Annotated in this window: 12 protein-coding genes; 5 read left to right on the plus strand and 7 right to left on the minus strand. The window is 65.5% G+C overall.

Going from position 1 to position 13148, the window contains the following annotated elements; all coding sequences use genetic code 11:
• Positions 1–18: 18 nt before the first annotated feature.
• Positions 19–1467: a sensor histidine kinase gene (locus tag ACTJK4_RS01280; protein WP_440815482.1), complete on the minus strand. Its 1449-nt coding sequence runs from the start codon at positions 1465–1467 to the stop codon at positions 19–21.
• On the minus strand, positions 1445–2125 hold the full coding sequence (locus ACTJK4_RS01285; protein ID WP_232041476.1) for a response regulator: 681 nt from the start codon (positions 2123–2125) through the stop codon (positions 1445–1447). The genes ACTJK4_RS01280 and ACTJK4_RS01285 overlap by 23 nt, the downstream gene beginning before the upstream one ends.
• Before the next feature lie 147 nt (positions 2126–2272).
• Between ACTJK4_RS01285 and ACTJK4_RS01290 the strand changes: the two genes are divergently transcribed.
• A complete protein-coding gene (locus ACTJK4_RS01290) occupies positions 2273–3322 on the plus strand; it encodes an ABC transporter substrate-binding protein (protein ID WP_440815485.1) in 1050 nt (349 codons plus the stop codon).
• A gap of 16 nt (positions 3323–3338) precedes the next feature.
• Here ACTJK4_RS01290 and ACTJK4_RS01295 read toward each other — a convergent pair whose 3' ends face one another.
• The gene (locus tag ACTJK4_RS01295) at positions 3339–4466 is read right to left on the minus strand and encodes a porin (RefSeq protein WP_414561318.1); all 1128 of its coding nucleotides are present in this window, start codon (positions 4464–4466) and stop codon (positions 3339–3341) included.
• A gap of 291 nt (positions 4467–4757) precedes the next feature.
• On the opposite strand from ACTJK4_RS01295, the gene ACTJK4_RS01300 reads away from it, so the two are divergent.
• Positions 4758–5192, plus strand: a complete 435-nt coding sequence (locus ACTJK4_RS01300; RefSeq protein ID WP_232041473.1) for a PaaI family thioesterase — start codon at positions 4758–4760, stop codon at positions 5190–5192.
• Positions 5193–5215: 23 nt separating this feature from the next.
• Positions 5216–5815, plus strand: coding sequence for a hydrolase (locus ACTJK4_RS01305; protein WP_260803644.1), 600 nt, complete (start codon positions 5216–5218; stop codon positions 5813–5815).
• A gap of 4 nt (positions 5816–5819) precedes the next feature.
• On the opposite strand, the gene ACTJK4_RS01310 is transcribed toward ACTJK4_RS01305, so the two are convergent.
• On the minus strand, positions 5820–6656 hold the full coding sequence (locus tag ACTJK4_RS01310) for a helix-turn-helix transcriptional regulator (RefSeq protein WP_316870453.1): 837 nt from the start codon (positions 6654–6656) through the stop codon (positions 5820–5822).
• Positions 6657–6780: 124 nt separating this feature from the next.
• Here ACTJK4_RS01310 and ACTJK4_RS01315 point away from each other — a divergent pair, with 124 nt between their 5' ends.
• Together ACTJK4_RS01315 and ACTJK4_RS01320 are read left to right on the plus strand one after the other, a co-directional pair.
• On the plus strand, positions 6781–8247 hold the full coding sequence (locus ACTJK4_RS01315) for an MFS transporter (RefSeq protein WP_440815489.1): 1467 nt from the start codon (positions 6781–6783) through the stop codon (positions 8245–8247).
• A 134-nt stretch (positions 8248–8381) separates the two neighbouring features.
• Complete coding sequence (locus ACTJK4_RS01320; RefSeq protein ID WP_440815492.1) at positions 8382–9161, plus strand: aquaporin; 780 nt, start codon at positions 8382–8384, stop codon at positions 9159–9161.
• 10 nt (positions 9162–9171) lie between these two features.
• Here ACTJK4_RS01320 and ACTJK4_RS01325 read toward each other — a convergent pair whose 3' ends face one another.
• From ACTJK4_RS01325 to ACTJK4_RS01335, 3 genes are all read right to left on the minus strand, one after another.
• Positions 9172–9819 carry a response regulator gene (locus ACTJK4_RS01325; protein ID WP_440815494.1) on the minus strand — a complete coding sequence of 216 codons (648 nt, stop codon included), beginning with the start codon at positions 9817–9819 and terminating at the stop codon, positions 9172–9174.
• Between the two features lie 242 nt (positions 9820–10061).
• On the minus strand, positions 10062–11276 hold the full coding sequence (locus tag ACTJK4_RS01330; RefSeq protein ID WP_232043072.1) for an EAL domain-containing response regulator: 1215 nt from the start codon (positions 11274–11276) through the stop codon (positions 10062–10064).
• Positions 11277–12220: 944 nt separating this feature from the next.
• Positions 12221–13027: a MetQ/NlpA family ABC transporter substrate-binding protein gene (locus ACTJK4_RS01335; RefSeq protein WP_232041467.1), complete on the minus strand. Its 807-nt coding sequence runs from the start codon at positions 13025–13027 to the stop codon at positions 12221–12223.
• Positions 13028–13148: the final 121 nt, after the last annotated feature.

Consider the following 13148-nt stretch of genomic DNA (forward strand, 5'->3'; position numbering starts at 1 on the left):
TAAGGCAGCGGCGGTGACTTACGCTGCGGCGGGCGCACTCGTTCGCCGCAGCCACACCGTCACCGCCAGCCCAGCGCCACCCGGCCCGGGCGCCAGCGCAATCTGGCCGCCCATGCGATCCACGATCTGACGCACGATCGCCAGGCCCAGGCCGCTGCCCTGGGTCTGCGTGCCTTCCAGACGCGTGAAGCGTTCAAACACACGTGCAAACGCCTCGGGCGGAATGCCGGGGCCGTTGTCGGTCACGGCCAGGATGGCCCAACCGTAGTCCGCCGACACCTGCACCGTCACGCGGCCGCCTTCCTGCGTGTAACGCACGGCGTTGTCGACGAGGTTGAACAGCAGCGCGGCAATGAGTGTGCGGTTGCCCGACGTCCACACGGGCTGCTCGGCGGGTTCGATGCCCAGATCAATCCGGCGGCCATCGGCCAGCAGCGCGAGATCTTCCAGTACGGTGCGCGCCACCTGCGAGAGGTCGACCGCCTCGCTCGTCGCGGCCGATGCTTCGGCCTGAGACAGCAGCAGCAAGTCGTTGATGAGGTCCGCCAGGTTGCGCGTGCTGGTTCGCGCGGCCTTCAGGACTTCGTGCAGCGCGGCATCTGCGTTGGTTTGCGCCGCCACCTGCATCTGCGTATCGAGAATCGCCAGCGGCGTGCGCATCTGGTGCGCTGCATCGGCAATGAAGCGCTTCTGCGTGATCGCGTTGTCGGCAATGCGCTGCAGGTACTGGTTGAACGCGCCGGCAATCGGCTGCAGCTCGTGCTGCAAGCCATCGGGGTCGAGCGGCGCAAGGTCGGTGGGCGCGCGTGCCGACACGTTGCCGGCCAGCCGCAAGATCGGCCGCAGCTCCAACGTCAGGCCGATGAGGATCATCGCCAGCGCCAGCCCCACCAGCGCGAGCTGGCGCACGGTGCCAGGCCACCACAGCTGGCGGATCATCGCGTCACGACCGTTCATGGTTTGCGCGACACGCGTGACAACGCGTTCGGTACGGCCGGCGTCGTACATGGTTCGTACCACGGCGGCGACGTGCACCGGCTGGCCTTCCACGGTATCGGTGTAGGTGCCGGCATCGGCCAGGCCCGCCGCGTCAAACGCCGGGCGCGTACCGAAGTCGAGCCGCCCGGCCAGCAGGCGACCGTGCTCGGTGCTGACCTGGTACGCCACCTGGTCGCGCACCGGGGTTTCCGGCGCGGCAAACACGGCCAGCGCCGCCGGCGGCACCGACACGCGCAGGCGGCCTTCGTCCCACTCGATCTGGCCGCTGATCATCTGTGCGGCCGTATCGAGCGCATGGAAGTGCACGAGGTCGGCGTTGTGGCGTGCGGCGGCCAGGTCGAGCCAACCATCGGCCGCCACATAGACGACCAGCGGCAGTGCCAGCCACAACACCAGCCGCGCACGCAGACTGCGCGCCCGCGCGGGGGCCTGCGCTGGCGCTTGGTCAGGACTGCGCGGCGGAGGCATCGCGCAGCAGGTAACCAAGGCCGCGCAGCGTAACGATGGTGGCAGCGGAATGCTCCAGCTTCTTGCGCAGGCGGTGGATGTAGATCTCGATGGCCTCGGGGCTGGCTTCGTCATCCATCCCGAACACGCCGTTCACCAGCGCCGGTTTGGACACGGTGCGCCCCAGCTTGAGCATCAGGATTTCAAGCACGGTGTGCTCGCGCGCGGGCAGCACCAGAGGCTGGCCGGCCAAGTTGAACGTGCGGCTGCCGGTGTGGTACGTGAGGTCGCCGCACTGCAGTTCGACGGACTGATCGGGCGCGCTGCGCCGCACGAGCACCTGGATGCGCGCGATCAGCTCACGAATCTCGAACGGCTTGACGAGGTAGTCATCGGCGCCGGCACCCAGGCATGCGACCTTGTCGTCGATCCCGCCGCTCGCAGTGAGGATCAGCACCGGCACCGGGTTGCGGCGGCCCCGCAAACGTTGCAATACACCTTGCCCTGACAACGTGGGCAACTGCAGATCAAGCAGCACCACATCGTAGTGTTGCGTGAGCAACAGCGTGTCGGCGGATTCGCCATCGGTGGCGTGATCCACGGTGAACTGGGCGCGGCGCAGGGCTTCAGACAGCCAGTGCGCCAGCGGGGCGTTGTCTTCGATCAGGAGCAGCTTCATGCGAAAACAGCGCGTCCGAAAAATGAAAGCGATTTGTGGGTTGCCGCTTCCTAGAATGGTGGCGGCTGCCTACGCGCGCCGGAGGCGTCATTCACCAGATCCGGACCGCGCGATACCGATATCTACAAAAGAGCCGGAGACAACTCAATGGGTGTTTTTACCTGCAGGAGCGCTCGCGCACGCGGCGTCCGGGGCTGGATCACGCCGTGGCTCGCTGCCCTTCTGGCAGTGGCAACTTCGCATGCCCTCGCGCAAGACCCGGCGCGCCTGACGCTCATGGTCAGCGGCACCGCCAAGATGATCTACCTGCCCGCTACGCTGGCGCAGCGCCTGGGCTATTTCCGTGACGAAGGGCTCGATGTGGAACTGGTCTCGCAGCCCGCCGGCGTCGATGCGGAGAGTGAACTGCTCACCGGCTTTGCGCAAGGCGTGGTCGGGTTTTATGACCACACCATCGACCTGCAGGCCAAGGGCAAGGAAGTGCGCGCCATTGTCGTATTCAGTCAGGTGCCGGGCGAGGTGGAAGTCGTGTCGACACGGTTGCCGGCGACGGTACAGTCGATGCGTGACCTGCGCGGCCGCACGCTGGGCGTGACGGGGCTGGGCGCATCCACCAGCTTTCTCACGCGTTACCTGATGACGCAGCAGGGGCTGTCGGCCGGCGACTACACCATGCTGCCCGTCGGCGCTGAGCGCAGCTTCGTCACCGCGCTGCGCGGCGGCCGCATCGATGCCGGCATGACCACCGACCCGACGGTCTCGCGCCTTGTGCACAGCGGCGAAGCCCGCGTGCTGCTCGACCTGCGCACGCTGGAGAACACGCGTGCCGCGCTGGGCGGTTCGTATCCGGCCGCGTGTCTGTACCTGCAGACCGAATGGCTGGAAGCGCATCCGGACGTCGCCGCCAGACTGGCCCGCGCATTCGTGCACACCCTGCGCTACATGCGCACGCACGGTGCTGAAGATATTGCCGCCCGCATGCCGCCTGAATTCAGGCGCGATCATCCAGAGCTGTACACAAAAGCGCTTGCCGCCGCGTTGCCCACGTTCAGCACCGACGGACGCATGCCGGACGACGGCCCACCCACCGTCCTGCGCGTCCTCGCCGCCAGCAATGCCAACGCGCGCGACAAGCACATCGATCTCTCGCGCACCTATACCAACAGGTTTGTCGATCAGGTGCGCGAGCGCCGCTAGCTCACGACACGCAGCTTCAGAAGCGCGTGCGCATACCGACGCCAAACTCCGTCTGGCTGTTGTGGCCGTTGGTGCCGCCTACGATGTACTGATCCTTCAGCTTCATGTAGTCGGCTGCCACGTAGAACTCCGTGCGCTTGGACACGTGGTAGAACACCGAGCCGTACAGCGTGTTCTTGCGGCCGCTGCCCGCTGCGGTGGCACCCACCACGCTGGCGTACGCGTTGAGCGTGTTGCCGTCGGCGCTGAAGGCAGCGTTGTCGGCCTTCATGATCTGGTAGCCGATCTCATAGTCGAACGCGCCTTGCGGAGCGATCTTCAGCGACAGCGTGTAGGCGTCGTCCTTGCGATTGCCCAGCGCGGCCGGCTGCTCGCCGGTGTAGTGGAAGTAGCCGGCGTTGACACGGAACATGCCGATGATCACGTTGCCGCCCACCGAGTACGAGCGGTCCATGAAGCCGCCCACCTTGGCCTGTTGCGCGAAGCCCGCCAGATGGAAGTTGTCGCCGTTGTAGCCCAGTGCGAGCGATTCGGTGGTGCCCTGCGTGAACTGGCCCGGCACTTCGCCAAACTGATAACCCAGGGCCGTCAGGAAGCGGCCGCCCCACATCTTCTTCCACACCACACCGTTGTTCATGCGCGTGCCGGTGGCGCTGCCTGCGTAGAAGATCAGTTGCTTGAAGTTATTGGTATTGGTGTAGCCGCCTTCGTCCAGACCGACTTTCGCACTGGTGTACGGGTCGCCGTAGATACCCGACACGTCACGGGCAATCGCGTTCTGGCGGCCGAAGGTCAGCTTGCCCAGCGATTCGCTCGACAGGCCCACCCAAGCGTCACGATTGAACAGCACCCCCGGGGTGTCCATATTGCCCGTCGGCGTTTCATATTCCGATTCCAGCTTGAAGATGGCCGACGTGCCGCCGCCCAGGTCTTCCTTGCCGGTCAGGCCCCAGCGGCTGCCCGAGAACCAGGGGATCTGGAAGCCGGTGGTGCGCGCGCCAGCAGCGTTGGTGTTGTTGACGGTGCTGATGGTGGTGTCGATCAGGCCGTAGAGCGTCACGTTCGACTGGGCATGGGCGGCGCTGGTGGCCAGCGTGGCCGCAGCGGCTGCTGTTGCCGCAAGGGCAAACTTGGTGCGGGACATTGAAGTCTCCTTCCTTTGTGGGTGATGGTGTCCGGTCGTGATGCCGGCTTTGGGAAACGCGCAACAGCGGTTGGTCAGGCCGCCGATGCAATCGCTGGGCGAGCGTAGAAGGGGGCACCTTTCTGGAGCCTTTCGCGTCGGCGTAGGCGCAACGCTAGGGTCTACCCGCATTGGGACATGTGCAGAGGCGAGGGTTGTTGCGCCAGACAATGCAACGCATTGCAGCCCTGGCAATTGGCCTCGCGGTAGAGTGTCGAGTCGCCCCCATCTCAACTCCACCGGTCCTTTCCCATGCATCCGTCCCAAATGACCGGCCTGCAATTGCTGCAGGCCATGTCGCACGGTGATCTGCCGCGCGCGTCCATCAGCGAAACCATCCCGATGACGATGGATTCCATTGAAGCGGGCACCGTGCACTTCACCGCCCAGGCCGACAAGCGCCACCTCAATCCGCTGGGTGGTGTGCACGGCGGCTTTGCGGCGACGGTGCTGGATTCCGTGACGGGCTGCGCCGTGCATTCGATGCTCGAAGCCGGCGTCGGCTACGGCACGGTCGACTTGAACGTGAAGATGGTGAAGGCCGTGCCGGTGGATACGCCGCTGGTGGCCGTTGGACGCGTGCTGCATGTCTCGCGCACGATCGGCGTGTCGGAAGGCACGCTCAAAACGCAGGACGGCACATTGCTGGCGCATGCCACCGCAACGTGTGTGATCCGCCGTCCGTAAATCCGATTGACCTGGAGCACCTGATGTCTGAACCGCTGCAAACCCTGTCCGACTTGTCTGCGAAAACCACCGCGCTGGTGCTGATCGACCTGCAACGCGGCATCCTGCCGTTTGCGCAGGGGCCGTACACGGCCGAGCAGGTATTGGGCGCATCCGCCAAGCTCGCCAAGCGCTTTCGCGAGCTGGGTGCGCCCGTGGTGCTGGTGCGTGTGGGCTGGGCGGCCGACTACGCCGATGCGCCGCGCCAGCCCGTCGACCGCCCCGCGCCCACACAGCCGGGCGGCCTGCCGCCGCAATGGTGGGAACAACCGGCCGAGCTGGAAGTGGCGGCCACCGACATCCAGATCACCAAGCGCCAGTGGGGCGCGTTCTACGGCACCGAGCTCGATCTGCAACTGCGCCGTCGCGGCATCACCACCATCGTCCTGGGCGGTATCTCGACGCACGTGGGCGTGGAATCGACCGCGCGTGCCGCGTGGGAACACGGCTACGCGCTGGTGCTGGCCGAAGATGCGATGAGCTCGAACGATGCGGCGATGCATCGATCGTCGGTGGAGAACGTGTTCCCGCGACTGGGCCGCGTACGCGACACGCAGACCATCCTGGCGGCGCTGACGGCCTGAACGTTCAGGCGCCGTCCTCGACCGGCACGTACAGCACCATGCGCAGGCGCGGGTCTTCCATCACCGGCAGGCCAATGTAGTCGTAGCGGACGACCTTGCCGCCGGGCGTGCGGATCAGCTTGTGCTCCGCGCGCTGGGCGCGCACCTCGTGCTGGCGCCACCAGGTATCGAACTCGCGGCTGCTGGTGCGCAGCCGGTCGACCAGCGCCACGAGCACCGGGTCGTCTGCGTGCGGATCGTACACCGCGCGAAACTTCGCCAGCATGCGCCGCGCCTCGTTTTCCCACTCGACAAAACGCTCGCGCGCATTGGCGTACAAAAACATGTAGACCAGCGAGTTGCGGTCTTCGGGCGGCATCGTGCCGAAATCCATGAAGAGCTGCGAGGTCGCCTCGTTCCAGCACAGGAGTTCGGTGCGGTAGCTGCGCACGTGAGCGGGCAAAACCATGCCGGCAACGGCGCGGCGCAAGACATCGGGCACCGCTTCGGCGGCCGAACGCCCGGTCGCCGCCGCAGTAAAGACCGATTCCGCGCGCGCCAGGCCACGCATGTGCGCGCGCTCATCCGAAGACAGCTTCAGTGCGCGCCCGATCGCCTCGATGGTCGCCACCGAGGGCCGCACGTCGCGCCCCTGCTCGATGCGCACATACCAATCGATGCTGATGTTGGCCAACTGCGCGACTTCTTCCCTGCGCAGGCCAGCGGTGCGGCGGCGCCCGCTGCCTTCGGGCAGCCCCACGTCCTGCGGACGCAGGTGGCTGCGGCGGCTGCGCAGGAATTCGCCCAGCTCGTTGCGCGGCGCGGCAGGGAAGGGGGCAAGGTCGGCGGTGAAATCGTCCATGGGGGCATTACACACGACAGCGCGTGAAGGTGGGAGGGACAACCCAATCCTAGGTTAATCCTAGCTCTGCATCGAATCGGCTCGCGCACCTACGCTGCGTTCATCCCTCTTTCCGGAGCCGATCGTGACCCAAGTTTCTTCTGCCCCCTCAGTATCCGAACCCCGCCGCTGGCTCGCCTTTGGTGTGATGGTGACGGCGCAATTCATGTTCATCGTCGATGCGTTCATTGCCAATGTGGCGATCCCGAGCATCCGCACGAGCCTGCACGCCACACCCGCGCAACTGGAGGCGGTGCTGGCGGTGTACCAGCTTGGCTACGCGATTCTGCTCATCACCGGCGGCCGCCTGGGCGATCTGTTCGGGCGCAGGCGCGTGTTCCTGTTTGGCCTCATGGCCTTTACCGCCACCTCGGCCGGCTGCGGGCTGGCGGGCAGTGCGGCGGCGCTGATTGCATGGCGCTTTGCGCAAGGCCTGTCGGCCGCGATGATGGTGCCGCAAGTGCTGGCGAGCGTGCAGGCGCTCTTTGCCGGCGCCGAGCGTGACCGCGCGCTGTCGATCTTCGGCCTGGTGATGGGCACCGGCGGCGCGGCCGGGCTGCTGGTGGGCGGCGCACTCACCAGCGCCGACATCGCCGGGCTGGGATGGCGCTCGGCCTTCCTGATCAACGTGCCGGTTGGGTTGACTGCCGCGCTGCTGGGCTGGCGCTGGATTCCGCACCCGAGCGCCAACGCAGCGAAGGTGCATCTCGATACAGCCGGCGTGGCGTGGATGGCCGTGAGCGTGGCTGCCGTGCTGGTGCCGCTGCTGTTCGGCCGCGAACTGCACTGGCCGGTGTGGACCCTGGCATTGCTTGTCGTAGGCGTGCTGGGCATGGCGACGTTCCAGCAACTTGAAGCCCGTGTCGATCGTGCCGGCGGTACGCCGCTGCTGCCGCCCACCTTGCTGCGGCATCGCGCCTTCATGACGGGCCTGACGGCGTCGGCGCTGCACTACATCGGGATGATGGCGTTCTTCCTGGTGCTGACGCTGTATCTGCAAAACGGTCGGCAGCTGTCTGCGGTGCGCATGGGGGTTGCCATCCTGCCGCTGGCCATCACGTTTCTGATCACGTCGCGGGTAGCCAATGCCTTGGTGCGGCGCTACGGTGTCCGCGCCCTGCTGGCAGGCCTCGGCCTGATGGCGCTGGGCTTGCTGGCACTGCTGTCGGGTTTCGGCACGGAGTGGGCGCACCCCGCCACGCCGAGCATGGCGCGCATCGGCATTGCGGTGGCGCTGTACGGGGCCGGGCAAGGCCTGGTCGTCGTGCCGTTGATCGGCCTGGTGCTGACTGGTGTCGTGCGTACGCAGGCAGGCGCGGCAGCAGGGCTGCTGATCACCGCACAGCAATTGGCGGGCGCACTGGGCGTCGCCTGCATCGGCGGGCTGTATTTCAACTTTGCCGCTGCCGGCGGCGCCAACGGCATGGCGCACGGCACGATGGCGGGATGCATCGCCATGCTGGCAGCGCTTGGCGCAGCGGCCGTCGGCTTTGCGCGACTGGCCGCACAGCAGCGGCAACTGGCCGCCGCTGGCTCTGCAAGCCCTGCCTGAACCACGCTATCAAACCACCCGCGACATTCGATACTCGGGCGCGCGACACAAGCGCGCCCCTGTGCATTGATCGGCCCCGGCGGAGGTTCCAAACTCCCGCGCGATGCGCTTGGCATCGTTCGCCTCCTTCCCGCATGACCACTGTGTCCCACCTTCGTACCGCGGCTTCGGCCGCGTCCGCTTCACCATCCCTGGCGCGCCGCATCGTCGCGGAGGGGCTCGGTACGGCCTTGTTGATTGCGGTGGTGATCGGCACGGGCATCCACGCAAGCCGGCTCTCCGGCGGCGATGCCACGTGGACACTGCTGGCGCAATCACTGGCGGGTGGCGCTGGTCTGCTGGCACTGCTGACGGTGTTCGCGCCGGTGTCTGGGGCGCACCTGAACCCGGCGGTCACGCTGTCGACGTTGCTGCGGGGCGGCTTGCGTGGGCATGAGGCGCTGGCCTATCTGGCTGCACAGGCCTTGGGCGCCGCGCTGGGTGTGGCCGCTGCGCACGCCATGTTCGGCATGCCGGCGTGGGCGCCGGGCACGCATGCCGCCACGGGGCCTGCACTGTGGTGGAGCGAAGCGCTGGCAACGTTCGGACTGATCGGCGTGGGCATCGCTTGCGGCCGTCACGCGCCGAAGCAATTGCCGCTGGTGGTGGCCGCCTATATTGCGGCGGGGTACTGGTTCACGTCGTCGTCATCGTTGGCCAACCCGGCATTGGCCTTTGCCTGCGCACTGACCGACGGCCCCTCCGGCATCCGCCCCGGCGATGTCCCGGGCTACATGCTGGCGCAACTGGTCGGCGCGCTGCTGGCAACGCCGTTGTTCAGTTGGCTGATGGGCGTGGAAGGGCCGCCCGCGCAAGCATCCAGCACCGCCATCGCGCCGGCTCAAGCCGTGCCGATGCACCGCCAGGCAAGCTGACGCTGGACGCTCAGCGGAGCGCTGTCAGCCCGCTGGCGCGGGCGTACTGGAAAAGATCGATCTCGCGCGCCAGGCCAAGCTTGCGCAGCGCCACAGCCTTTTGCGTGCTGACGGTCTTCACGCTCGAACCGAGCATGAGCGCTATGTCGGACACGGCCGCGCCGCCCGCATACAGGCGAAGCACTTCGCGCTCTCGCGCGCTCAGCCGCTCGAACGCATCGCGTTCGTTGGACCCGAGGCCCGTGTCTTCCAGGATGCGGGGGCTGTCATACCGCACGCCTCGCGCGGCCGCCATGACGGCGTGCCCGACATGAACAAAATCATCGCTCTTGCTGACAATGCCAGCCACGCCAATCTGCCGCATGGCGCGCAGCAGCGCCGGGTTGTGGACCATCGTGCAGACGACGATGCCGCACCTGGGATGCTGCTTGCGCAGGCGCGCCAGCAATTGCATGCCATCGAAGGCCGGTTCGCCACCCAGGTTGTAGTCCGTCACGATGACGTTGCAGTCGACGGACGTGAGCACCTGCATCAGCTCGCGCCCGTCGTGCGCCTGTGCGACGACCTGCTGCTGTGGAAACTGCCCAATGGCCGCGGCCAGCCCCATGAGGATCACCGGATGATCGTCCGCCAGCACGACCGAGAGGACAGGGCACATGCGCACGCCGTCAGGCCGGGCGCGTCGCCGGGGAAGACTTGGCCGGCGTGACGAGCAACAGGGTGGAAGAGATCGGAGCCGTCATGGAGGTCAGGAGCACCGCTGAAAGGAGCCGGTACCTTACTCACCGGATATGCCCTGCGGGATCAGACTTTTCTTACTTTGGCGCCGCGTAACCTTTCGGGGCAGAAGCTGCTTTTATCTGGGTTGAGAGAAACTGAATGGCCCTGCAGCGTTTGTACTTATGCCGCCGCCTGCACGTGAGCAAGAAACGCGGTGACAGACAGCGGGGCCGCCCACAGATAGCCTTGGCCCGTCGCACAGCCCAGCGCGCGCAACGTCTGGCGCTGTGCTTCAGTTTCCACGCCTTCGGCAATGCACTCTAGATGCAGCGTGCGCGCCAGTTCGATCATCGTGCGGCAGATCACGCCGCGCTGGCTGGTCTGGTCCACCGCGGCGGTAAACGAGCGATCGATCTTCAGGATGCTGAAGGGCAGGTCGGCGAGCAGCTTGAGCGTGGCAATGCCCACACCAAAATCGTCGATGGCCAGCGGATGGCCCAGCAGGCGCAGGCGGTTGAGTGCGATGGTGAGTTGCGTGGCATCGTGCACGGGCGAATCCTCCGTCAGCTCGATGGCGATGGCGGCCGGCGCAATGCGGGCCTCGCGCACGATGGCTTCGATGCGCTCGATGGTGCCGGCGCGGCTGAGCGTCTGCGCAGACGCATTCACGCCGATCGAAACGGGATATGCATGCGCGGCTAGCGCGTGCTGCACGCGCACGCAATGCTCCAGCACATGGAAGAACAGGCCATCAGCCAGCCCGAGCGCCTCCAGGCGCGGCACGAACGCCGCAGGCGACACACGCCCATGCAGCGGATGCATCCAGCGGCAGAGCGCCTCGGCGCCGGCTATCTGGTTGGTGGCCAGATCGTGCTGGGGTTGGAATACGACCTCGATCTGTTCAGGCGTTTCTTGGATGAGCGCGGCCAGCTCGTCGTCGGAAAATTGCGGCAAGACAGCGGCTGCGGCCGGTGCTCCGTCCCGCTCCCGCGCGGCGGCTTCTTCCAGCAGCGGCAGCACGTGTGCCGGGCGTAGCGGCTTGTGCACGCCGCGCGTGCGCGTCAACCCGATCGCATCGGCCAGGCTGATGTGCGACTCGACAATCGGCGCGTCCATCGCGCTGACCCACGCCCACACAGGCGCCTGTCGCGGAAAGACGTGGCCGCCGCGCAGGTGCATCTGCTCCATCAGTTCGGGGCCGTTCATGCCGGGCATGTCGATGTCGCACAGCACGAGATCGACGTGGCAAAGCTGGAGGAGGTAGAGCGCCTCGCGGCCGTCGCAGGCGGTCAGGATCTGCTGCACACCCAGCGTATGGAGCAGTTGCCGGGCCGCGGCCCGTTGCACGGGGTGGTCGTCCACCACCAGCACGGCGAGTTGCGCGAAACCTTCCATCGGCCAGTCCTTGTTGTTGTAGGGATCGGAGGCAAGGCGCATCTCGCTTGCGCTGTGTGACGCCGCCGTCAGCCGCCATTGAAGCACCGGCCACGCGCCTTGTCAGGCGAAGTCGATGCGCGGCGACAGAAAAAACAAAGCCCGCGCAGCTTTTCAACTGCGCGGGCCTTGAGCGATTCCCCCAACCTTTTGAGCTTCCGGCGCCGGTGTCGACGGCGTCGGGATGGAGGAAATCGTGCCCGAAAAAAATGAAGCCCGCAACAGGGGCGGGCTCAAAAGGGGGGGAGTGCTCTCTAAAGAGAGAGCAAGGTGAAGTTTAGTGGAGGGGGTGAAGTCAGACTGTCCGGGGTTGGCCGAAAGGCTTGTAGGACAAAAGCTGACGATATTTCGCGATGTTAGCCGCACAAAGCAGGCGGTTACGCGCACATTCGCCGCGTTGACGTGATTCAAGCAACGCTTTGCCGTTTTCCTTCCGAGAGACGTGTAGGTGTTCGAGGGGCGACTCGAAGCGCACGCTTGAAAAATCCTCGCTCGTTGCTATCGGGCAACGTCGCTGAGCAAAACACGCAGAAAAATTGAGAATTCAGGGTAGCCGGAACCGGCTGAGATGCAAGGCGGCCAGAAGAACAACAAAAGCCGCGCGCCAAAGAAAAAAGCCCGAGCACCAGGTGCTCGGGCCACAATCCACCAAGGAGGGTGGAGGAGACAGTTCCTACTATAGCGAATCGTTTGTTGCGTTGCAATAACGTAGAACTACTTAATGTAACGAGAAGCTACAAGCGTTGCCGCAACGCCACGCGTGACGAAAACGATTGCATCTGTCACACGATGACGCAGCGCAGCAAAACAACGCGGCGCGCTGAAAACCTCTTCCAGCTCCAAACCTGCCGCGCCTCACTCGCGGGACAATCCGCGAAAGTAACCGCTGACTTAGCGCCTGCTGCTTAAAACGCCGGCAGGATCGCGCCCTTGAACTGCGTGTCGATGAACTTGCGCACGTCTTCCGATTGGTAGGCGTGTACCAGCGTCTTCACCCACGGCTGGTTCTTGTCTTTTTCGCGCACGGCGATCAGGTTGGCATAGGGCCCCTGGCGATCTTCCAGTGCGATGGCGTCCTTGGCCGGCGTCAGGCCGTTCTTGACCGCGTAGTCGGTGTTGATCGAAGCGGCGTCCAGGTCATCCAGCGAGCGCGGCAGCTGCGCCGAATCCAGCTCGATCAGCTTGATCTTCTTCGGGTTCTCGACCACGTCACGCGGTGTCGCATTGTTGCCGTTCGTGCCGGCGCCCGCCTTGAGCTTGATCACGCCCGCCTTCTGCAGCAGAAGCAGCGCGCGGTTGCCGTTGGACGGATCGTTCTGGATGCCGACCTTGGCGCCTTCCTTGAGCTGCGCGAGCGACTTGATCTTCTTCGAGTAAAAGCCCATCGGCGCCACGTAGGTCAGGCCCACGTTGACGATCTTGTAGCCGCGCGCCTTGATCTGGCCATCGAGGAAGGGCTGATGCTGGAAGCCGTTGGCATCCAGGTCGCCCGAATCCAGTGCGGGGTTGGGCTGGGCGTAATCGTTGAACTCGATGATCTTGACGTCCAGGCCATCCTTTTTGGCGACCTTCTGCACGACTTCCCAGATTTGCGCATCGGGGCCGCTCATGGTGCCGAGCTTGATCTGCTTGGTGTCGGCGTTGGCGGCGGTGGCGACGGCAAAGGCGATGGCCGGTACGGCCACGCGCGCAAGGCGGGAGAACAAAGACATGGAGAAACCTCGTGGATCTTGTCGTGAATGAAATCCGCCCGCGGGTAGCGGGCGTGTGACGAAATCCTGTCATAGCGGCGAACGTAACCGAACGACATTTTCGGCATGTCCATATGCCCAA

Origin of the sequence: Ralstonia sp. 22111, from assembly GCF_052045895.1 — a bacterium.
GTDB lineage: Bacteria > Pseudomonadota > Gammaproteobacteria > Burkholderiales > Burkholderiaceae > Ralstonia > Ralstonia wenshanensis.

What these genes read in the sequence shown, in the direction of transcription:
- ACTJK4_RS01280 (WP_440815482.1), bottom strand. Translation starts at nt 1,467, where the DNA reads ATGCCTCCGCCGCGCAGTCCTGACCAAGCGCCAGCGCAGGCCCCCGCG.
- ACTJK4_RS01285 (WP_232041476.1), bottom strand. Translation starts at nt 2,125, where the DNA reads ATGAAGCTGCTCCTGATCGAAGACAACGCCCCGCTGGCGCACTGGCTG.
- ACTJK4_RS01290 (WP_440815485.1), top strand. Translation starts at nt 2,273, where the DNA reads ATGGGTGTTTTTACCTGCAGGAGCGCTCGCGCACGCGGCGTCCGGGGC.
- ACTJK4_RS01295 (WP_414561318.1), bottom strand. Translation starts at nt 4,466, where the DNA reads ATGTCCCGCACCAAGTTTGCCCTTGCGGCAACAGCAGCCGCTGCGGCC.
- ACTJK4_RS01300 (WP_232041473.1), top strand. Translation starts at nt 4,758, where the DNA reads ATGCATCCGTCCCAAATGACCGGCCTGCAATTGCTGCAGGCCATGTCG.
- ACTJK4_RS01305 (WP_260803644.1), top strand. Translation starts at nt 5,216, where the DNA reads ATGTCTGAACCGCTGCAAACCCTGTCCGACTTGTCTGCGAAAACCACC.
- ACTJK4_RS01310 (WP_316870453.1), bottom strand. Translation starts at nt 6,656, where the DNA reads ATGGACGATTTCACCGCCGACCTTGCCCCCTTCCCTGCCGCGCCGCGC.
- ACTJK4_RS01320 (WP_440815492.1), top strand. Translation starts at nt 8,382, where the DNA reads ATGACCACTGTGTCCCACCTTCGTACCGCGGCTTCGGCCGCGTCCGCT.
- ACTJK4_RS01325 (WP_440815494.1), bottom strand. Translation starts at nt 9,819, where the DNA reads ATGTGCCCTGTCCTCTCGGTCGTGCTGGCGGACGATCATCCGGTGATC.
- ACTJK4_RS01330 (WP_232043072.1), bottom strand. Translation starts at nt 11,276, where the DNA reads ATGGAAGGTTTCGCGCAACTCGCCGTGCTGGTGGTGGACGACCACCCC.
- ACTJK4_RS01335 (WP_232041467.1), bottom strand. Translation starts at nt 13,027, where the DNA reads ATGTCTTTGTTCTCCCGCCTTGCGCGCGTGGCCGTACCGGCCATCGCC.